The sequence below is a fragment of the Luteibacter sp. UNC138MFCol5.1 genome (genome assembly GCF_900110505.1).
Taxonomy (GTDB): domain Bacteria; phylum Pseudomonadota; class Gammaproteobacteria; order Xanthomonadales; family Rhodanobacteraceae; genus Luteibacter.
Genome location: NZ_FODZ01000004.1, coordinates 447,705 through 471,008, shown reverse-complemented (window position 1 = coordinate 471,008; position 23,304 = coordinate 447,705). Strand labels below are relative to the sequence as shown.

4 protein-coding genes are annotated in these 23,304 nt (G+C 68.6%); all 4 read right to left on the bottom strand.

Going from position 1 to position 23,304, the window contains the following annotated elements; translation table 11 throughout:
- Positions 1 to 3 precede the first annotated feature (3 nt).
- Positions 4 to 6,393, bottom strand: coding sequence for a non-ribosomal peptide synthetase (locus BMY69_RS14115; RefSeq protein ID WP_090179362.1), 6,390 nt, complete (start codon positions 6,391 to 6,393; stop codon positions 4 to 6).
- Positions 6,390 to 13,028, bottom strand: a complete 6,639-nt coding sequence (locus BMY69_RS14110; protein ID WP_090179359.1) for a type I polyketide synthase — start codon at positions 13,026 to 13,028, stop codon at positions 6,390 to 6,392. Before BMY69_RS14110 ends, BMY69_RS14115 begins: the two co-directional genes overlap by 4 nt.
- Positions 13,029 to 13,348: 320 nt before the next feature.
- A complete protein-coding gene (locus tag BMY69_RS14105) occupies positions 13,349 to 15,064 on the bottom strand; it encodes a hypothetical protein (RefSeq protein ID WP_143070480.1) in 1,716 nt (571 codons plus the stop codon).
- A gap of 301 nt (positions 15,065 to 15,365) precedes the next feature.
- Positions 15,366 to 23,246 (bottom strand): hypothetical protein, encoded by a 7,881-nt coding sequence (locus BMY69_RS14100; protein WP_090179354.1) that lies wholly within the window; start codon positions 23,244 to 23,246, stop codon positions 15,366 to 15,368.
- Positions 23,247 to 23,304: the final 58 nt, after the last annotated feature.

The window sequence follows — 23,304 nt, the reverse complement described above, 5'->3', positions numbered from 1 at the left end:
CGCTCAGCCGCGCCCGAGGAGGCGGCTGAAGAGGCCGCGCTTCGGTGCGGCCGTCGGAGCGGGCGGTGCGACCGCCAGCTCGGCGGCGAGCGTGCCGAGCGTGCCGTTCGCGATGTCGAGCAGGTTCAGCTGCACGCCGGTGAGCTTCTGCACGCGCGCGGCCATGTCCACGGCGAGGAGCGAATGGCCGCCCACGTCGAAGAAGTTGTCGCTCGTGCGCACGCGCGTCATGCCCAGCAGCTCGGTCCATACGGACGCGAGCAGCCGCTCGCTCTCGCTGCGTGGCTCCGTCGTTTCCACTGCCGGGCCGCCGTGGCGTGGTTCCGTCGGCGTCGGCAACGCGGCCGTGTCGATCTCGCCGGTCGCGAGCAGCGGAAGCGCGTCGAGCATCACGAGGTGCGCGGGCATCGACCACGCCGGCAGCCACGACGCCAGCGCGGCACGCAGACCGTCCGCGTCCGGCGGATTGCCCGGCGCCCCGACCGCGTACGCGTCGATGCGCGGAAGACCGTTGGCATCGGTGCGCGCCACGGCGAGCGCGCGCACCACGCCCGCCTGGGCGAGCAGGAGCGTCTCGATCGCCGACGGCTCGACATCGAGGCCGTGACGGCGCAGGCGGCGATCCGCGCGGTCGAGCACGTGCAGCTGACCGTCGGCGAGCCAACGACCGCGGTAGCCGGTGCGCTGCAGCCGGTCGTCGCCCGGCTGACGTTCGCCGATCGCGCGGTGTCCGAAGGCCATGGCGAGCGTGGAGCCCGCCACGGCGACGTCGCCGGTCGCGCCGATGGGGCAGGGTTCGCCGGCGTCGTCGAGGATCCATAGTTCCGTGCTGGCGACGGGACGCCCTTCGTGCAGCGCGCCGGCGTCGCCGTGCAGGCGGCCGCAGGTCGCCACTGGCGCGGACATCGTGTCGCCGAACAGGGTGAAGAGCGCCCGCGTGGTCGCGGCGAGCCGCGTGGCCAGTTGCGGCGTGGGCGTGCCGCCCTTGGCGACGGCGACGAGGCGATCGTCGCCGTTCCAGCCGTGGTCGATCAGCGCCTGCCAGGTTTCGGGTGTCGCGGCGAGCAGGTCGAGGCCGGTTCCGGCGCCATGCTCGAGACGGTGTTCGTCGTGCACGACCCAGGTGGCACCCTGTGCCAGCGCGAGCAAGGGCTCGATCGCGGACATCGGATCGGAGGCGAGCGCGTCGCCGGAAATGCGCTTGCCCGCCTCGATGCCGAGCGCGTCCGCCAGGCCCTCGACGGTGCCGGCGAGCGCGCGGTGCGACAGCGCGGCGCCACGCGCCCTGCCATCCGGACCGGGAACGTAGAAGGCCACCGCCGGCGTGTCGGGATCCATCGCCGTGCGCGCGAACCCGTCGACGATCGCGCCGTCGAGTTCGGCATGGTCCGCGTCGAGCCACAGCGCGCAGGCGCGCGGCCAGTCCAGGGTCGCTTCGAGCGCCGCGTCGCCGATGAGCACGGTCATGCGCGCGTCGGCGAGGATGTCGCGCAGGCGCGCGGTCGGGTCGGCACGGTCGAGAAGGAGCGCCGTGCCGCCGGTCATCGCGATGGCGAGCAGGCCGGCGATGCGATCGCTGCCGAGCTCGACGCACAGGCCGACCACCTGGCCCGGTGCGGCGCCTCGCTCGCGCAGGAGCACCGCCATGCGCGTCGCGCGGCGGAGCAGCGACGCGTACGTCGTCTCGCGCGAGCCATCGACGACGGCCACCGCGTCGGATGCCACGGCGGCGCCCGCCGCGGCGCCGGCTTCGACCATGGAAACGAGGTCTTCCGGCAGGCGTCCCGTCGCGGCGCCGGCATTCCAGTCGCGCATGCGCTCGCGCTCGGCACGCGTGGCGGCCGTGAGCGAGCCGACGGCGATGGACGGGTTCGCGACGACCGCCTGCATCATGCCGAGGTAACGTTCGCGCATCATGCGTGCCGTGTCCGCGCGCAGCAGGTCGGCGTTGTAAGTGACGCCGCCGACCATGCCGGCGTGACCCTCGAGGAACCACAGGCCCAGGTCTTCCGTGGCGCCGCTCTGGAACAGCAGGATCTGTTCGTGCGCCAGTCCCGCCCAGTCGACCACACGCTGGCGCGCGTCCTGGAACGAGAACAGGGCCTGGTAGAGCGTGGCGCCCGCGCCCTGGCCGACGCGCAGTTCGCGCTGCAGGTATTCCAGCGGCACGTCGGGATGGCCGAAGGCCTCGATCGCCGTGCGCTTCACGTGACGCACGAACTCGAGGAACGACAGGGCGGGATCGACGCTGACGTGCAGCGGCAAGAGGTTGTTGAAGTAGCCCATGACCGATTCGACCTCGGTCTGGTTGCGGCCGCGCACGGGGGTGCCGACCACGAGCTCGTGCTGGCCCGCCGAGCTCGAGAGCATGGCGTAGTACAGCGCGAGCAGCGTCATGTTGAGCGTCGCGTCGGCCTGGCGCGCGACCTCGTGCATGGCATCGGTCTCTTCGCGCGACACCCGGATCCACTCCGTGCGGCCGAGGCCCGACATGCCGGGGCGCCGCGGATGATCCGTCGGCAGCGCGCGCACGTCGCCCATCTGCGCGAGGCGTTCGCGCCAGAACGCCAGCTGCGTCTGGAACGCCGGCGATTCGAGCCACTGCGTGTGCCACTCGGCGAAATCGCCATAGGTGACCGGCAGTGGCGCGAGCGGCGAGGGCTGTCCCGCCGTGAACGCGCGATAGAGCGCGGAGAGCTCGTTGTAGAGGATGTCGAACGACCAGCCGTCCCAGATGATGTGGTGCGGCATGAAGAACAGCGCGTGCTCGGTGTCCGAAAGACGGAACATGCGGGCGCTGAAGAGCGGCGCCCTGCCGAGGTCGAACGGCGTGTCGGTGAGCTCCTGCAGGCGCTGCATCAGGCGCGTCTCGCGCGCATCTTCCGGCAGGTGACTGAGGTCCTCGGCCGGGAAGAGCGGATACTCGAGCCGCGGCGCGACCACCTGCACGATCTCCTTGCCGGTGTCGTGGAACGACGTCCGGAGGATCGGCTGGCGCTGGATCAGCGCCTGGAAGGCCATGTCGAAGGCCGCCTCGTCGAGCGCGCCGCGCAGGCGGTGCGCGGACGGCGCGTTGTACGTCACGCGGCCCGGATGCATGCGCTCCAGCGCCCACAGGCGGCGCTGCATCAGCGAGAGCGGGGCGTGGTCCTGCGCCGCGTCGTCGCGATGGCCGATCGGGGCGGTCGCTGGCGCGGTGCCCGTGGCGACCTGCGCGCGGATCGCGGCGGCGAGCTGCTCGACCGTCGGCGCGTCGAACAGCGTGCGGAACGAGAGCGTCACGCCGAACTCGCGGTTGAGACGCGCCGTCAGCTGCGCGGCGAGCAGCGAGTGACCACCGAGCGCGAAGAAGTCGTCGCGGATGTCGAGGTCGGGGAGGCTGAGCACCGTTTCCATGGCGGCGGCGACGCGCCGCTCGTCCTCGTTGCGCGGACCGATTCGCTCGCCGGATGCCGACATCGACTGGGCGATCGGCGGCGGCAGTGCCTTGCGGTCGATCTTGCCGTTGGGCAGCAGCGGAATCGCGTCGAGCACGAGGATGTGCTGCGGCACCATGTAATCGGGAAGGCGCGCGCGCAGGGCGTTGCGCAGCGAGTCCTCGTCGGGGATCGCGCCGTCGCGGCCCACGACGTAGGCGACGAGACGGACGTCGCCGGGACGATCCTCGCGGGCCATCGCGACCGCGCGCGCGACCGTCGGCACGTCGGCCAGGACGCTTTCGATCTCGCCCGGCTCGATGCGGTAGCCGCGCACCTTCACCTGGAAATCGAGGCGGCCGAGGTGCTCGAGCAGGCCATTGCTCAGCCAGCGACCGCGGTCGCCGGTGCGGTACATCCGCGAGTCGGGCGCTTCCGACCACGGGTCCGGCACGAACTTCTCGGCCGTCAGCTCGGGACGGTCGAGGTACCCGAGGGTGACGCCGGCGCCGCCGATGTGGATTTCGCCCGGCACGCCGAGCGGGCAGTGGTTGCCGCGCTCGTCCAGGATGTGGACGGTCGTGTTCGCGATCGGCCGGCCGATGTAGATGCCTTCGCGCGGATCGGACACCCGCCAGTAGGTGGAGTACACCGTGGTCTCGGTCGGACCGTAGCCGTTCCACACCTCGCCGCAGCGGTCGAGCAGGGCTTCGGCGAGGTCGACGGGCAGCGGCTCGCCGCCCGAGACGGCGCGGAAGGCGGGACGGCCCTGCCAGCCGGCATCGACCAGCAGCCGCCAGCCGGCCGGCGTCGCCTGCATCATCGTGGCGTCGCTCTCCTCGATCAGGCGGCGCAGCTGGCCGCCGTCGCGCACGTCGTCGCGCCCGGCGACGACGATCTCCGCGCCGCTGGTCAGCGGCAGCAGCAGTTCCATGAACGCGATGTCGAACGACAGGGTGGTGACAGCCACGAGGCGATCGTCGGGTGCGATGCCAGGCACGCGCTGCATGCTGGTGAGGAAGTTGCCGGCCGCGCGATGCGGCACGCGGACGCCCTTCGGGCGCCCGGTCGATCCCGACGTGAAGATCACATAGGCGACCGAATCGGGCGTCGCGGCGCGGCGGTTGCGTTCCGGCCGTTCGAACGAGGCGCGGGCGACCTCGTCGCTGTTCAGTGCGAGGACGCGGTCGGCGTCGAACGCGAACGACAGTGGCGCATCGTCGTCGACGACCAGCGCGGCGAGCGCGGCGTCCTGCGCCATGAAGGCGAGGCGGTCGGCGGGGAACGCGGGGTCCAGCGGCACGTAGCCCGCGCCGGACTTCAGCACGCCGAGGACGGCGGCGACCATGTCGACGCCGCGGCCCAGCGACAGGCCGACGAGCTGGCCGTGACCGACGCCACGCGCGCGCAGCGCGTTGGCGACGCGATTGGCGCGCGACTCGAGCGCCGCATAGGTGAGGGCGCGGTCGGCGTGGCGCACGGCGGCGCGATCGGGCGCGCGGTCGGCCTGCTGTTCGAAATACTCGTGCGCGAGGCGCAGTTCGGGGAACGGCGTGGGAGCCGGCTGCAGCGCCGCGAGCTCGCGGTACACGGCGTCGGACACCAGCGGCAGCGACAGCGCCTGTTCCGCCGGATCGATCGCCGCTTCGCGCAGCAGCGTCGCGTAGGCGTCGAGCCAGCCCTGCACGGTGGCCCCGTCGAAGAGGTCGGCGTTGTACTGGCATTCCAGCCGCAGACCGCCATCGACCTGCACCGCGTTGACGAAGAGTTCGAAGTTCTCGTACTCGCGCGGTACCGCTTCGAGGTCGAAGCGCAGCCCGGGGAAGGTCACGGTGGATTCGTCGAGCTGGGCATCGAGATTGAACAGCACCGCGACCAGGGGCAGGCGCGACGGGTCGCGCGCGATCGCGAGGCGCGCGAGCAGGCTGCCGAGCGTGTAGCGCTGGTGGTCGAAGGCGTCGAGCAGGTCGTTGCGAACGTTGCCGAGCACGCTGGCGAACGTCGCCGTCCCGGCGATCGACGCGCGCAGCGGCAGCACGTTCACGGCGTGGCCGACGACGTTGTCGAGGCCTTCCGCCGCCTGGCCGGCGGTGGGGATGCCGATCACGACGTCGTCCTGTCCGGCGATGCGGCGGAGCAGGATCGCGAAGCCCGTGAGCAGCGTCGCGTAGAAGCTCGCTCCATGGGAGGCGCCGAGACGTTTGATTCCGGCGACTTCCACGGCATCGAGCATGCGGTCTTCGCGCCGTGAGGTGAACGTCCGACGGCGGGGACGGGAGCGGTCCGTAGGGAGGTCGAGTACGGGGACCGGGCCGGCGAACCGGTCGAGCCAGTACGTTTCGTCCTCCCGGGCCGTCTCGCTGCCGGCGTGTGCAGCCTCGGCCAACGCGAAGTTCGAGAACGCGCCCGCCGCGGCGGGGCCTTCGCCCTTGCCCGTGCGCTGCGCGTAAAGGGCGGCGAGATCGCGGACGATCACGCCGAACGACCAGCCGTCGCACACGATGTGGTGCGCGGCGATCGTCAGCAGGTGGCGGTCGTGGCCCAGGCGGAACAGCTCCGCGCGGACGAGCGGGCCGTTCTCCAGGTCGAACGGCGTGGTCACGATGCGCGAGTACGCCGCCATGATGCGCGCGTCGCTTTCGAACGGCGCGAGCAGCGAGACGTCGTGGAACGCGATCGGCAGCGTGGCGTGTTCGGCGACGAACATGCCTTCGCCGTCGCCGGCGAACGTGGCGCGCAGGGCTTCGTGGCGATCCACGACGCCCTGCAGGGCCCATTCGAGGGCCGGCACGTCGAGCAAGCCCTTGAGGGTGAGCGCGATCGCCTCGTTGTACGCCAGCGAGGCTTCCGGCTCCAGCCGGGATGCCAGCCACACCTCGCGCTGCGCGGCCGTCGTCGGCACGAGGCGCGCGAGCGGCGCGCCGGCGAACGGGTCGTAGTCGACCGCCGTGGCGGCGGCCAGCTCGTTGGGCGTCATGCGGTAACCCTCAGGTACTTGCCCGGCGCATCCGGGTTGGGAACGAACCACGCGGGCCGGCCTTCGGGATCCTTGCCCAGCCGGGCGCCCGGCACGGGCGGCTGGCTGGCGTCGAAGGCGGCGGCCTCGCGGCGGCGCGGCAGGAATTCGGCTTCCTGCATTTCGAGGATGGATTCACGGAACGCGGTCGCGATGGCGGCGAAGTCGGCGTCGCTGTGCGCGGTCGTGAAGAAGCAGGGGAAGTTGTCCAGGATGTGGATGCCGCGGCTGCGCATCATCGCGAAGAGCAGGTCCTGCAGCGGATGGTCCTCGGTGAAGCTCGTTTTCCACACGGAAGCGAAGTGGACGACGTGCACCGGCGCGCCCACGCTCTCGCAGAAGGCGTTTAGCTCGTCGGCCATCGCGCTGACCTTCGCGTTGAGCGAGGCCTGCAGCGTCGGCCCCTGTTCGGCCAGGTGGTTCAACACCGCGTGCGCCGCCGCGAGGGCCAGCGGGTGACGCACGAACGTGCCGGCGAAATACGTGACGCCGACCGTCGGCGTCGAGTCGTCGCCGAACTGCCAGTGGCCACCGTCCAGCGCATCCATGAAGCGGCGCTTGCCGGCGATCACGCCGATGGGGAAGCCACCGCCGACCACCTTGCCGTACGAGGCCATGTCGGCGTCGATGCCGAGCACTTCCTGCGCGCCGCGCGGATGGGCGCGGAAGCCCGTGACCACTTCGTCGAAGATCAGCAGCGAGCCGGCTTCCTCGGTGATCGCGCGCAGCTCGCGCAGGAACTCGACGGGCTGGAAGTCCGGGCGGCGGCTCTGCACCGGCTCGACCAGCACGGCGGCGATGGAGGAGGCGCGCTCGCGGATGATGGCCAGCGCTTCCGGGGTGCCGTAGTCGAGCACGAGGACGTGCTCGGACGTGTTGCGCAGGATGCCCGGCGCGGCCGGCACCGAGGTCAGTTTCTTCGTGCCGCGCACGATCACTTCGTCGAAGATGCCGTGGTACGAGCCGGTGAAGATCACCAGCGTGTCGCGGCCGGTGACGGTGCGGGCGACGCGCACGCAACCCATCACGGCCTCCGAGCCGGTGTTGCACAGCGCGGCGCGGTCGAAGCCGGTCATGTCGCAGACCTGCTTCGCGACGACGCCGGCCAGCGGATGCTGCGGACCGATCTCGTAGCCGGCCTCCAGCTGGTCGCGCACCGTGTCGAGCACGAAGTCGGGCTGCCAGCCGAACAGGTTCATGCCGAAGCCGTTGAGCGCGTCGACGTAGGCGTTGCCGTCGAGGTCCCACACCTTCGAACCCTTGGAGCGCTCGATCACGATCTGGTAGACGATTTCCTTCAGGAGCGGCCGGAAGCCGTTGACCACGCGCGGATCGGCGAGGTGCGCGCGGTGTTCCGTCGTGTACGCCTTGGATGCCTTCGTGCGCTCGATGTAGCGGCGCATGAAGGCGTCCAGCCGCGCGTGCTGCCGAGATGTCAGGTCGGTGTTCGCGTGGTGGATGCGCGCGATGGCGCCGAAGGCCTTCTTCACGTCGTAGGTGGTGTGGGCGAGGGCGGCTTCCTCGTCGTTGGCGGCCGTGAGGCCGGCCGGTGCCGTCGCCGCTTCGCCGACGCTGCCGGCGCCGGTCGGCGAGGCCGGCGGAGCGGTGTTCGCGGTCGCCACGGGCTGGGGCGCGGGAGCGGCGGCTCCCGCCAGCAACGCCAACTGTTCCCGCATGATCTGCATCTGTTGCGCGATCACGTCCTGGACCAGTCCGCCACCGGCGGCGATCGCCGCCGGTGCCGCCGCCGCGACCGGTGCGGCCGGGGCCGCCGTCGCGGGCGCCGCCGGCTGGGCTTCAGCCGGCAACAGGCGATCGATATGCGCCGCGAGCCGTTCGAACGACGAGCAGCCGTCCATCAGTTCGCGGAAGGTGATCTTGAGTGCGTAAGTCTTCTGCAGCTGCAGCGCGACCTGGGTGAGCGAGAGCGAATCGAGTCCGAGTTCCACGAAGTTCGCGGACGGGTCGACGCCTTCGAGCTCGGCGCCGGAAACATCCTCGAACAGGGCGACGAGTTCGCCGGCGAGGCGCTTCGGGCGATCGGTGGCAGGAGCGGAAGGCATCGGCATGGGGGACTCCGGGACGACGGCGGGGGTGGTGGCGGACGGCACGACCGGCGCGGCGACGCTGGCGATGGGCGTGACGGACGCGGGCAGGCGGGCGTCGATCCAGTGCCGCTTGCGCTCGAAGGGATAGGTGGGCAGGCGCACGTGGCGGCGGTTCTCGCGATGGTCGAAGGCGTCGGTGGCGACGGTGACGCCCGCCGACCACAGCGCACCGGCGGCGCCCAGCCACGCGGCGCGTTCGTCCCCGGCCCCGTCGCCGAGCGAGGCGACGATGGTCCGGCCACGGCTCTGCGAGTGCTGGCGAGCCAGCAGGGCGAGGCTCGGACGCGGACCGACCTCGAGGAACGCGTGATGGCCGTCGTCGAGCGCGTGCAACAGCGCCGGCGAGAAGCGGACGGTGTGGCGCAGGTGGCGCGTCCAGTAATCGGGCGACATGGCCTCCGCCGCCGTGAGGCCGACACCGGTGAGCGTCGAGATGATCGGCGTGGATGGCGCGGCGAGCGCGACCTTCGCGACTTCGTCGCGGAAGGCCTCGAGCACCGGATCCATCATCGCCGAGTGGAAGGCGTGCGACGTGTGCAGGACGCGGCATGCGACGCCCTCGGCCTCGAGGGTCGCGCGGAAGGCGTCGACGTCGTTCGTCGCGCCCGAAACGACGCTGGCGTTCGGGGCGTTCTCGGCGGCCAGGGAAAGAACGTCCGGGAGCCGCGCGCGCAGTTCCGCGGCGCCCAGACGAACGGAAAGCATCGATCCCGCGGGCAGCGCCTGCATCATCCGGCCGCGCCGCGCGACCAGCCTGGCGGCATCGGCGAGCGGCATGACGCCAGCCAGCGCGGCGGCGGTGAACTCGCCCACGCTGTGGCCGATCATGGCGACCGGCGTCACGCCGAGACTCATCCAGAGGCGCGCCAGTGCGTATTCGAGTGCGAACGTCGCCGGCTGGGTCAGGGCGGTGGCCCTGAGCGCATCCGCATCGTCCGCGAACATCCGGTCGCGCAGGTCGAAGGCGAGTTCGTGGCGCAGGGCGCAGGCGACCTCGTCGAGCGCGGCGCGGAAGACCGGTTCGGTGGCGTGCAGCTCGCGGCCCATGCCGGCGTACTGCGAGCCCTGTCCGGGGAAGAGGAAGACCACACCCGGTGCGGGGCTGGTGCACGTGCGGCACGTCGCCGCCGCGGCGATGTCGCGCAGCTTCGCGACCGCGTCGCTCCCCGAAAGCGCCACCACATGCGTGCGCTGGGTGAAGGCCTTGCGGCCGCGCGCCAGCGTCCAGGCGGTGTCCGCGAGGTTGCCTTCCGGATGCGCGGCGAGATGATCGGCGAGGCGGGCGGCGGCGTCGCCGAGCGCGGTGGGCGTGCGGGCCGAGAGCAGGAGCAGCTGCGCGCCGGTCGCGACGTCGGACGGTGCGCGCTCCGGCGCCTCTTCGAGAATGATGTGAGCATTGGTGCCGCCGACGCCGAAGGAACTCACGCCCGCGCGCAGCGGGCCGCCGGCGGTCTGCCAGGGACGCAGCGTGTCGTTCACCACGAACGGCGACTCCGCGAGGTTGAGGCGCGGATTGGCGGCGCGGAAGTGCAGCGACGGCGGCAGCCGGCGCTCGCACAGCGCCAGCGCGGTCTTGATGACGCCGGCCGCGCCGGCCGCCATGACGAGGTGGCCGACGTTGCTCTTGAGCGAGCCGAGCGCGCAGAAGCCGATATCGTCCGTGTGCTCGCGGAACGCCGCGGTGAGTCCTTCGAGCTCGATCGGATCGCCGAGCGGCGTGGCGGTGCCGTGGGCTTCGACATAGGAGATGTCGCGCGGCGACACGCCGGCATCGTCCAGCGCCATCGCGATCACCGCCGCCTGTCCGGCCGCGTTCGGCGCGGTGAAGCTGGCCTTGACCGCGCCGTCGTTGTTCACCGCGGCGCCGCGGATCACGGCGTAGACCGGATCGCCGTCGCGCAGCGCGTCGGAAAGGCGCTTGAGCAGTACGACGGCGGCGCCGTCGCTGAAGACAGTGCCCTGCGCGTCGACGTCGAACGTGCGCGTGTGGCCGTCCGGCGACAGCATCGAGCCTTCCTGCGACACGTAGCCGCTGTTCGGCGGGCAGGCGATCGACGAGCCGCCGGCGAGAGCCATGCCGCAGCGGCCCGCGCGCAGCGCGTCGAAGGCCTGGGCGATCGCGACGGCCGAGGTGGAGCACGCCGTGTTGAGGCTGATCGCCGGGCCGGTGAGGTTGAGTTTGTGCGCGACGCGCGTGGCGAGGTAATCCTTCTCGTTGCCGAGCATCACCTGGAACGCCCCGAGCTTCTCGATGAGGTCGGGACGGCCGCTGATGTGCTTCTGGAAATACGTGGCGTTGTGCATGCCGCCGAACACGCCGACCGGCGTGTCCTGGCCGTCGGGCACGTAGCCGGCGCGCTCCATGCACTCCCAGCACAGTTCGAGGAACAGGCGCTGCTGCGGATCCGTGAGTTCCGCCTCGCGCGGCGACATGCCGAAGAAACCGGCGTCGAACTGCTCCACGCCGTCGACGACGCCGCGTGCGGCGACGTACCCCGGCTCGTCGCGCTCGGCCTGGCCGATCGCGGGATCGAGTTCGTCGGGTGCGAAGAAGCGGATCGATTCGCGGCCGGCGCAGAGGTTGTCCCAGAACGTCTCGACATCCGGCGCACCGGGGAAACGGCCGGCCATGGCGATGATCGCCACCGGCTCCCCCGCCGCCGGCGCGCCGCCCGCGAGGCGCCCTGCCAGGACCCCACGGGTGGCGCGCCCCTCGATCGTGGCCGCCACGGCGGCCGGGGTCGGCTGCGCGAAGAAACCGACGAGCGTGGGTACCGGCGACACGTCCTCGTGCACCCGCGCCATGGCGCGCGTGGCAAGGATCGACGTGCCGCCGAGATCGAAGAAGTTGTCGTCGCGGCCGACCTCGGCCATGCCGAGCACCTCGGCGAAGATCGCGCAGACGCGCGTCTCGATCGCGCCGCGCGGTGCGACGTACGGCGCCGCGAGTTCGGGGCGCGCGCCGTCCGGGTGGGGAAGGGCGCGACGGTCGAGCTTGCCGTTGTCGTTGATCGGCAGCGCGTCGAGGCGCATCCATGCGACGGGCAGCATGTAATCGGGCAGCGTGCGCGCCAGCGCGTCGCGCAGGGCGCGCGCGGTGACGCCGTCGTCGTGCGTGACGTAGTAGGCGACCAGCCGCTTCTCGCCCGGCGCGTCCTCGCGTGCGACGACGGCCGCCGCGTCGACACCGGGCAGGGCACGCAGCGCCATGTCGATCTCGCCGGTCTCGATGCGGTAACCGCGGATCTTCACCTGGCTGTCGGCGCGGCCGACGAAGGCGAGGTTGCCGTCGGGCAGCCAGTGCACGAGGTCGCCGGTGCGGTAACGCGTGCCGCCGGCGACGAAGCGCTCCGCCGTGAGTTCCGGGCGGTTGAGGTAACCGCGCGCGACGCCGCTGCCGCCGATGAACAGCTCGCCGGTTTCGCCGGGTGCCACTTCGTTGCCCTCCGCGTCCAGCACGTGCACCGAGGTCTCCCCGATCGGGCGACCGATGGGCACCGGCCGGTCTTCCGGCAGGTTGCGCGGGATCGGATAGGTTGTCGCGAACGTGGTGCATTCGGTGGGACCGTAGCCGTTGATGAGCTTCGTGGCAGGCAGGGCGGCGTAAGCCTTGCGTACGTGCGGGACCGAGAGCGCCTCGCCGCCGGTGAGCACGGTGCGAAGACCGGCGAGGTTCGTCGCGTCGTCGTCGACGATCGCGTTGAACAGCGCGGCGGTCAGCCAGGCGACCTGCGCGTCGTGCCGCGCGACGGTGCGCGCGATACCGCAACCGGTCGGCACGCGCTCGAGGTAGACGATGCACGTACCGCCGTTGAGCAGCGGCCCGAAGATTTCGAAGGTCGATGCGTCGAAGCCCAGCGGCGCGGCGTGCAGGATCCTGGGCGCGTCGAAGTCGATGTAATCCGAACGCAGTACCAGGCGCAGGATCGACGCGTGCCGGATCTCGACGCCCTTGGGCACGCCCGTCGATCCGGAGGTGTACATGCAATACGCGAGATCGCCGCCTTGGTTTGCGCCCTCCTGTGGGAGCGCGCTCGCGCGCGAACGGGTGCTCGCGACAAGCTCCCCGAACGTGCCGCCTTCGAGCCCGGCGAGCGTGAAGGTCGGTACCTCGTCGGCATCGAAGCCGATCCCGTCGTCGATCACCACCGCCGCCACATCCGCGTCGCGCAGGGCGAAGGCGATGCGCTCCGCCGGCCAGCGCGTGTCGATCGGCAGATAGGCCGCGCCGGCCTTGAGCACGCCGAAGAGCGTCACGATCGCCTCGACCGACCGATCCATCAGCATCGCGACATAGCTGCCATGCTCCACGCCCGCGGCGGCCAGCGACGCGGCGACGCGATCGCTGCGCGCGTCGAGCTCGGCGTAGCTCAGCGTCGCGGTATCGGAAACGACGGCGGCGCGTGCCGGCCAGGCTTTCGCCACGTCGGCGAAGCGGCCATGCACCGTGGTTGCGTCGTGTCGCGCGGCGGTTGCTGCGTCGTTCATCGTGTGGCCTCGTACCCGTTGGGAGCGCGCGAGGGCATAGGCCGAACGGCCGAGGCGGCGACGCGCCGGCCGGGCGACGCGGTTCGCGCATCGCCCCGGCCACCCCGCCTGCCACCCCTGCCACCGCCACGACCCGCCATATCCCCGGCTTTCATGCGATCCCCCTGTCCTTCGCGCGAGGGCCGGACGGCCTCTCACGCCTTGGTGATCTTTATAAGCCGGGGGTCGGGGTCGGCATATACAACTGGCGCGCTAGCCGGGGCTGGGCGAATGGCCGAGGTGGACCGCGAGCGGTACCGGATCGGCCCATCCTGCGCGTCTCATTCGAGTACGATGTCGTCGTAGATGACGGCGGTGACCGTCTTCCCGGAATTGTGGACGATGCGAAAATGCGAAACGTACTCGTCGTCCGTGGGTAGTTGCGCCGTAGCGAACGTTATTGGCGTCTCCTGCGGACCCACCGTCTTCTCTTGGCTGAACACGCGAACCGTGTGATCGAACTTGTTGATCAGCACGATCTCGAACTTCGCGGTGTGCGACACCGTCCCACTGGTGCGCACGCGTAGTTCCGCACGAACGCGTGGCCGGATGCCAAAGCGAGGTGTCAGATAGTGGGTTCGTCCTTCGGGCGCCATGCGGACCGCAAGACACATGCCGTTTCCGGACAAGGAGTCCGGAATGATGGCAATGTCTGCTCCCGGAGCCGAGACGCTCCAGGTTTGGCAGACGAAAGTGTCGCCATGCTCGCCGGGCACGAGGTCGTCGAACTTCCCTGCTAATTCGCCGGAGGCTTCGTTCCACGCGCTGCCCGTGTGGCATTTGAGGTTGTCGAAGTAGAGTCCGGAGGTGCCGGTGTTCGAGATGTCGATGCTTGCGATACGCGTCGTTTCTGTCGCGGGGCGGATATCGATCCAGCCCATCTTCTCGATGCGCAGGTTCGCCACGACCTCGCCCTCGCGATCGCGCGCCACGACCGTGCCAGGGTAGCTCTCGTTCGCTGGTCGGGCGCCCAGCTCCACACGCGCGGCGGGATGATCCAGGACGATTCGTACGGTCGATCCGCCGGATGCGGCCATGCTCGCGCAGAGACCTTTCAGGTAGGGTTCGTAGCCGGTGGTGCCCGACGTGGAATAAGCGGTGAGCTGGCCGGCTTTCTGCTGCAGTTCGAAGAATCGGTACCGCTGAGTCTCGCCAGCCGCCAGGGGAGCCAGGCCATCGAAGGTTTCGATTTCCACGGCGCGCCCCTCGTTGCCCGAATCGCGCAGCAGCGTCAGCGTCGCAACAGGGAGTTCGGTTGCATCGTCGCGCGAGCCTCCGGTGAAGCTGATGGCACCGCGCAGCGTCACGACCGAGCCGTCCTTCCATGCTGGAAGCGTGGAGACCGCCACGGACGTCGAGAACCCGTCGGCAAGCATCGGGCGGGTCACCGGCTCGCCATCGGCCGCGATGAGCGAGGCTGGCCCCTCGGCACAGACGCCTTCGAGTTCGATCCACACGGTCTGGCCTTCCGTCATGCCGGGCCAGGGAGGGATCAGGAGTGCCAGGTCGGTCGGGAAGTCGCTCAGCCTGAGCGTGTTCGCAGTAGTGCCGACGATGGTCGCCTTCGGAAGGAGTCCGGCGTCGCCGGCGATCTCGAACACGACAGGTTCGCTCTGGCGGTGTGTAAGGTGCGCGCCACCGGCCGCATAGACATCGACCTCGTACCACAGGCGCATATGCCGGCCCTGCAGTCGGGCGATCGCGCTGGCGGGGATGTGGCCCAGCGATGCAGTGTCTTCCGGGGCGAAACATTCGTCCCATCCCCTGCATCGGTCGAGGCCTGTCTCCTGGCTTTCCCAGTAGAAGCGTAGTCGGCTGGCTGGCGGCACGAGTTCGGGCTGCCGCGGCGCCACGACCTCGATGGTGTCGCCACTTATGCCCAGGCTGATAGCCGTTCCGTCGCCCGACGGGACGTCGGGCGGCACGAGCGTGCCACGCGAGGTCACCGTGAGCGGCCGTCCAAGCGACTCGACCGACGTGCCGTCACCGCCCAGCACGGTATAACTGACGCGTACCGTGCCCGGGCGCAGGTTGGCCTCCGAGACCGGAATCTCGAAGTCCAGGGGAGCATTCGCGTGCGTGACGAGCGACCACCCTGTTTCGTACGGCGGACTGGGCGACGTTCCGTCGCCCAGTCCGAGCCAGCGGACCTGCACCAGCGATCCCCGCGGTCGGCCATCGCCCTCGACCTTGACCACGATCTGGCCTGTGGGATGGTCGTCGAGGACGAGGTCCGTGCCGCCGTCGTCCTTCGTTCCGTCGACCCACGGCATAGCTGGCTGCGTCGTTTCCATCGCGTCACCTCAGCACGATGTCGTCGTAGAAAATCGTCGCCGGAAGCGTGGGTTGATCGATGGCGACGCGAATGTGCGACAGGTACTCGGTGTCTCTCGCCACCTCGGTCGTCGCCGAAAAGACGACGTGTTTGATGCCGAGATCCAGGTTTATCGACTTCGCCGCCGTGGTTCGCACGGTCTTGTTGTTGAAGTCGACGTACACGAGCGTCACGCTGGCCCGGTGCAATGCCGAAGAGGTGCTTCTGATGTAGAACGACGTCTCGATACGCGGGCAGGCCGCGAACTGGGGCGTCAGATGGTGGATACGCCCGTATGGCTGCATGTGGACAGCGAGTGCACGGCCAAACATGCCGCTTGGGGCCGGTCCGATCTCGATGTTCCCGTCGCGGATATCGTCCCGGTTCGAAAGCCCGTCGATGCTCACGTGCCAGCGATCGAACTCGAAGTGATTCCCGTACTTGCCGAGAGGCACGTCGTCGAATGTCTCCCGGCAGCGGGGATCGCTGTCCATGTCGATGATGTCCCATGTCGATCCGGTGAAAGCGATGAGGTTGTCGAAGTAGGTGGAGGTGCCACTCTGAGAGCTGATCTTCAGCGTCGCGACCGGCCGCGACGAATCCGATATGAACCTGACCCAGGACGTGGTGCCAGGTGTTACCCGCTCGATGACAGCACCCGTCCCATCGTAAGCGATGACCTCGGTGGGAATGGATGTACTTGCTGGTTTGACGCCGAGGTGCACCTCGACAGCGGGATGGTCGAGTGCGACCTCGCAGGTGACGGCCGCTTGCGTCTCCTGCAGCAGCACCGCGTTTCCGTCGATATACGGAGATGCCGAGCTCGTCGTCCCTTTCTTGAGCGGTCCGCCGCTGGGGCGAATGCTGAAGAATCGCATGCGGCACCAATCGCCGTTGGCCACCGACGCGACAGGATCGTTGAAGTTCTCGTGTTCGAACTCCCGGCCGACTATCCCGCCTCCGCCTCCGCGAACGAGTCGATAGCGCATCGGATCCAGGGTGACGGCGGCAGCCTCGGGTCCTCCGGCGAAGTTGATCTTGCATGTCACCGTCAGTTCGCTGTCGTCCTTCCAGGCTTCGAGCGCGAGCCTCGCCACGGGCCCCTGCACGCCGGTGCCAAGCATGGACGTCGTGACGGGTTCGCCGGCCAGCACAGACAGGTTGACGGTCGATCCGTCCGACCGCACCCCGTCGACGCTTGCCCATACCGTCTGCCCCACAGCGATGAGCGGCCAGGGATCGACCACCACATTCGGATCGCCGTCGAAGTTGCCGAGATTGAGCTCGAACGTGTCCGGGTCCGCCATGTCGATGCGCGGTACGGGGAGATCGCCGTCCTCGAAATAGCCGATGGTGAGTGGCAGTTTCTCCGACTGCGTCGTCTTGCCCGCCCGGGTGACCGCGTAGTACACCTCGACCGCTTGCCCGAGGAGCGCGGCGATTTCGCCCGCCGGAACCACCACACGGAGCGAGGCCGACCCCGCTACGGTCGTCGAATACGGACCGAAGAAGATCTTTACGCTGTCGGTGGCGACGAGATCGGCATCGATAGCGACGGTGGCACCCTTGTCCGCGTCGACTGGTCTGAGCATTCCCGTGCTTGCCTCAAGCACCGTTGGCGCGGGATAGCCCGCGGCGCCGACAATGTCGAAGTAGGCGATGTCCGAGACGAGATGCGCGCGAGGCTTGACGGTGCGGGGAAGGAATCCACGAGAGCGGCGCACCGCTTGCTCGACCTCGTAATAGATCTCGACGCGGCCAACCATGCGTTGCAGGTCCGACATCGGCATCGTCCTCTGAAAGGGCGTGTGTCCGTCGCTATAGCCTTTCGCGAAACCCGTCACGTCGTTATTGTTCGCATCGGAACCTTTCCACAGGAACGTGATGGCGCTTCCCGCGGGGATCAGCTCAGGCTGGTGCGGCGCCGAAAGCGTCGCACCAGCCGCGGGAAGATCAGCGAGCACGATCTTCCCATCCTCGGCTTCGACGACCTCCACGAGTGCCACGCCCGGCGTGCCTTCGACGGTCAACTGGCTGGTCGCAAACGCGGACGTACCATCCATCTTCTCGACCTCGTAGCGGACGTTGACGTCTCCGATACGTGCGCTGACCTTGTCGTACGGGATGGTGAAAAGGAGCGGCTCTCCATCGCGCGTCAGCGTTTGCCAGCCTGTCTCAAAGGATTCGGTACCGACCTTCTGCCAGCGGACGCGGATCGATTCGCCTTTCACGCCTTCATGGCTGTACACATCGACCTGCGCGTCACCCTTGGCAAGGTCTTCGAGACGTAGGACCAGGCCGAGATCATCGACGGTGCCGCGTACCCACGGCGGTGCCATCGCGCGCGGTGCATTGGCGCCGGACCGGCCGGTGGACGTACGCGCGTCCGCATGACGTTGGATGACTTCGGCGACAAAGGGATTCATGTTCGTATCTCCATTCAATTCCATTGAGAGGTCGTCGTAATAGACGGTCGCGGCATGGGTTCCGTTGCCGTGCGAGACGGATACGTGGGACAGCAGTTCATTTGGACGCGGCAGATCGCCGGGCTCGCTGATCGAGATCACGCGTGTGTAGTTGCCGATCTCGACCTTGAGTTCGACGGGTCGGAGGGTCAGGTCGTCGGTGTTGAAGTACACGGCGCGGAAGCGCGCGTCGTAGGGTTCGCTCACCACGCCGCGCACCAGCAGTCGTATCTCCCGGTTCGGGCGGATGGCGAATCTCGGCGTGATCTGGTGGACATGGCCGCCGGGATTCATGTGGATGGCGACGGCCTTGCCCGACATGCCGGCCGGCGCGCTTGTCACCTCGATGGTCGTCGAGTCGGCCTTGATCGACCACAGCGGAAGCTCGAGACGGGCGTCGTACGTGCCGTCTTCCAGGTCGTCGAAGCCCTCGCGAACCGGCTCCGTTTCCCACCGCCATGGCTCGCCGGTGCCGACCAGGAGATTGTCGAAGTAGGCTTCGCCATCGACGGTCGACCATAGTTCGAGCCGGCGAAGGCCCGGACCGCCATCGGTTGCGTCGAAAGCGACCCAGGCGGGATGGTCGCGGTCGACGGCGCCGACCTGCTCGCCTTCGTCGTCGAATGCGATCACATGGACGGAGCCTCGCGAGTCGGGCGCCACGCCAAGGCGAATGCTGGCCGCCGGTCGGTCGAGCTCGATTACGGTGACCGCGGAAGCCTTCGTCATGCGAGCGGCCATGCCTTCGGCGAAGGGAGCCAGCGCAGCCTGCCACGGCGCGTCGAGGAAGGATGCCTCGAGTACACCGGTGCGCTGTCGCAGCGTGCAGAATCGCGACTGGACCTGCCTTTGCGCGTCCAGCACGACGATGTCGGCGAAGTCGTCGCACTCCCAGGCGCGGCCCGGCGTTCCGATAGCCCCGGTCCGTAGCACGTACGTGGCTTTCGGGAAGCGCGTCGCTTCCGTCGCGCTGTCGAATTGGACCGCGAAGACGACGTCGATGGTCGACCTGTCACGCCATCCGAGGAGCATTTCGCGTGCGACGGGCACGCGTAGGCCGCTCGTGACCCATGCGGGATCGACGGGTGCGCCGGCCAGGAGGTCGACGCGTGCCACCGAGCCATCGGCTGACTCGCCTTCGATGGAAAGCATCACGCGCTGCCGTGGGTCGATCAGGAGCCACGGCGCGACGGTGACCTCGGGAACGCCTTCGAAACTCGTGAGATCGAGGATACCCGCATTTGCGCCGTCGATCGCCGGTGCGTGAAGAAGTCCATCGTCGTCAGTGAAGCCCTGGACGTGGATTGTCAGCGGTGGAGAACTCGATGTCGACCCGTTGCGCGTCACCGTGTATGCGACATCCACATCGCGACCGAGGTGACGCGCCACATCGCCGGGCGGCACAACGATGCGCAGGGGGCGAGCGCCGGCTACAGCCGACGAGGTGAAACCGCCAAACGTGGCAACGATCTCGTCGGTGGGTACGAGCGCGGCGTCGATATAGCAAGTGGCGCCGCGTCGGGCCGCTGTCGGAGTCAGCACGCCAGCGGACAGTTCGATGATGTCCGGCAGGGGCCAGGAAGGTCCGGTCGACGCGATGCGATAGGTTCGCCAGGGGGCGACCAGCGCGTCCATGGCCACGTCCCGTGCGTCTTCCTCGTTCGTCACGGTATAGCGAATCGCCATCGACCCGACGCGTTCAAGGTCGGCCCGTGGCAGGTTCGTGGTCGTGTCGTCCTGGCCGTTGGACCACGCGACGTTCGTCCCGCCAACTGTCACTCCATCAGCGTCCTTACCTTCCCAGGCGAAGGTGACCTTGCGACCGGCCGGCACCAGCTCCGGCTGTGCCGGGGCCCGTACCGTGGCGTGGTCCGGCAGTGTGCCCAGTTCGATGACGTCGTCACCGTTCGCTTCGTCCACCTCGACCGCCTGGAGCCGCGCGATGACTTCAGCCTTGAGCCGTGTCGGCTGGGAGATGAACGTCTCATCGCCCCGGCGCACCACGTAGTCGGCGATGATGTCTCCAGGACGGAGGGCGGCTTCAGCCAGCGGAACGATGAAAGTCATCGGGTAATGGTCGCGCGGCAGAGCCTCTTCCTTGGTTTCGAACGCCGGCGTCTCCGTCGCCGGGTCGTTGTACCAGCGCGCGTGGAACAAATCTCCCTTCAGGCCGTCGTGCACTTCGCAGGCGACGGTCACGGGCGATGTATCGATCACGACATGGCCGTCGATGCTCTCGGGAACAAAAGGTGCGTTGAACGCGTTCGCTCGCGGAGCAACCGTATGCGCAGGGGGCAGGATCGATGAGCGCACGCTGCCGGTGCGGAATTCGATGTCGTCGTAGTAGATGGTCACGTTGCGGCTAGGGGTGCCATTCACCACGACACGGATGTGCGATACGTATTCGCCGTTGCCGGCGACTTCGCTGGAGGTGCTGAACGTGACGTTCTGCGTGGCCGTGCCCAGCGAGGAGACGGTCTTCGATACCGTACGGAAGACCGGGTCGTACCTGTTCGTGTAGACCAGGAAAACCGTCACCGATCGTCCCAGCGACTCCGAGGCGTGTATGCGTAGTCTCGTGCTGACACGGGGACACACGGCGAACTGCGGCGTGAACTGGTGAACGGTACCATAGGGCCTCATGTGCACGCCCAGCGCCTTCGTCGAGAGTCCGCCCGGTACGAGAATCTCGATCTCGCCCGTCTGCGTGCCGGTGCCGCCCACATTCACGTGCCATCGGTCGAACTCATAGTGATCTCCGTGCCGTTCGAGCGGAAGGTCGTCGAAGGTTTCGAGGCAACGCGGGTCTGCATCCGTGATCTCGTCCCAGGCGGCCCCCGTCCTGATGCTCAGGTTGTCGAACCACGTGGCGTGGTTGCCGGTCCCGAGCACCTCGAGCGACGCGATCGGGCGTGTGGAAGGCGAGGCGAATTCCGCCCAGCCCGGCAACGAAAGCGTGTGTCGGTCGATCACCTGGTGCGCCGCGTCATAAGCGACGACGGTGGTCGTGTAAGGCGCCGTCGGTGGCCGGACGCCCAGTCTTGCCTCGATGGCGGGATGGTCCAGAACGATTCGCGCGGTGACATCGGTGGACTCGCTCAGATAGGCACATGCTCTGAGCAGGTAGGGGGAGTTGGACCCGGTACTCTTCTGCAGGCGTCCTCCCACGGGCGTGATCCGGCAGAAGCGCATGCGATAGGTGTCGCCGTTGGCCACCGCTGAGGTCGGGTCCTCGAACTCCTCGAGCTCGAAGGCTCTTCCTCCGATCAATCCGCCGCTCTTCAGGCGCAGACGGTACGACGACGTGGGGAACAGAACCGCCGCACTCTCGACGGTCGTTCCCCCGAAGTCGACCTTGCATGTCACGGTCACGTCGCTTCCGTCCTTGAGCGACAGAAGGCGGGCCCGCGGAACGGACACGGCAAGCCCGCTGGTCACCATGGCCGGCGTCACGGATTGCGCGGCGTAGAGCGCGATGGTGTCGGTCCCACCGTTGCTCAGCGTGCCGGTGACACGGAGCCAAACCGTCTCACCCGCCGAGATCAGAGGCCAGGGTGTGACGAGCACCTGGGGATCGCCGTCGAATGTCGTCATGTCGAGCTCGCCGGCGATGGCCCGATCGATGACCGGAGTCGGCAGATCGTCATCCTCGTCCTCGAACGTCCCGATCGTGAGGTCCAGTGGCGCCGACATGTCCGGGATGCCGTTACGCGTTACCCGGTACGCCACCTGCACGCTCTGTCCGAGCAGGGAGCGGATGAGGCTCGCGGGAATCAGCACGGTGAGCGGCTTGCTTCCCGGATAAGGGCCAAATTCGTCGCTTCCGAAGAGTAGCGTCACGCTATCGCTGGCGATCAGGTCGGCGTCCACCACGACGTGTGCACCCTCCGTCGCGTTCGCTGGATCGAGCATTCCCTCCGGAGCCTCCGCCACGGTCGGTGGCGGGTAGCCGGTGCCGCTCGCGATCACGTTGAAGGTGCTCCAGGGCGCCTCCTGGGCGAGCCGGGTCGCCGCGTCGGGGTCGGCGGTGTAGCGAATGTCGATGGATCCGGCGGCCTGTTGAAGATCGCTCAACGGCAGTCGCGCCTCGGTCGGCTCCATGCCGTTCGCGTAGACGGTGGTTCGATCGGAGAAAGAGGCGCCGCTCGCATCGACCGCTTTCCACTCGAACGTGACCGCGCTTCCCGCAGGGATCAAAGCCTGGACGGCCGCGATCAAGGTGGCGCCCGCGGGCGGCACCTCGGCGAGCGCGATATCGATTCCGTCCGCCTCGCGGACATCCACCGGCAGGAGGTTCGCAAGGCCTATGACGTTCAACGTTCTCGCTAGCGACTTCGCCTCGCCGGACACGCCCGTTCGTGCGTACGTCACATCGACGGAACCCGTGCGAAGGTTCGCATCGGCGACGGGCATGGGGATCGTGACCGGGTAGTTGGGGCGCTGGACTGGCAGGGGCGCGGATGTCCATGGCGAGCCCACCACGGGTTTCCATGAGGCCGCGATGCTGTCGCCGACGATGCCGCCGTGCTCCTCGGCGATGATGGAAACGTAGCCGTCAGGAACGTCGCCGAGATGGAGCTCGGTACCTTTGTCGCCGACGGTGTTTGCGACCCAGGGCGCGCTCGGGCCAAGAAGCAACCTCAGTGACACGGGCACCGAAGAATCGGAGAGGTTCCCGGCCCGATCCTCGAGGCGGTAGGTGAACAGGAACTCACCGTCCGGGTCGGCGGCCGCGTATCGTACGCGTTCGAGTACGTCCCTGGGGAAGCGCAGGGCGATGTCTGACTCCTCCTCGCCGAGGGTCACTTCGACGTAGCCGATCTCCGCCACGCCGTCGATGTAAGCGTGCACCCTGTCGCCCGCCTGTTGATCGTTGTACGCCTCGACCGTGGCGCTCAACCAGCTTCCGTTCGCGTTGGACTCGAGGTCTTCCTGCGTCACGCCATCGGCGACGCCTGGGGCGAAAACCATGGCGGAGGGTCCGTTCGTACCGCCGGGTGCCGTGTAGTCGACAATGAACTGCTGTCCTTGTGGCCCCTCGACCTGCCGGCCACCAGCGGAATGGTAGGTGACGACATAGTTGAGCGCGTACGTGCGCTCGGCAAGGCGGTCCGCAGGCAGCAAAGCGAGCGGGATGTACTCCTGCGCAAGGTAAGGGTCGACAAGCACCGGCGCGCCGAGGGGCTGGCCGTTGTCCGTTAGCTGCACCGTGTCGCTCGTCTTGACGCCGGTGGGTGCTCGCGGCAGCAGAAAGTCGATGGTCTGGTCCTTCACTGATGCATCGAGCAGGAAATCCGGTGCCATACCCGCGGGGACACGGGCAAGCAGATCGTCGGCAATCTCGACCGGGTCCGGAAGCGCATCCGGGTATGAGCCGACGCGGTTCGTTGGCGTGGTCATGCTGCACCTTCCATGGTGGAGACGGTAGGGTGCGACCGGCTTGCCTGCCGATCGCACT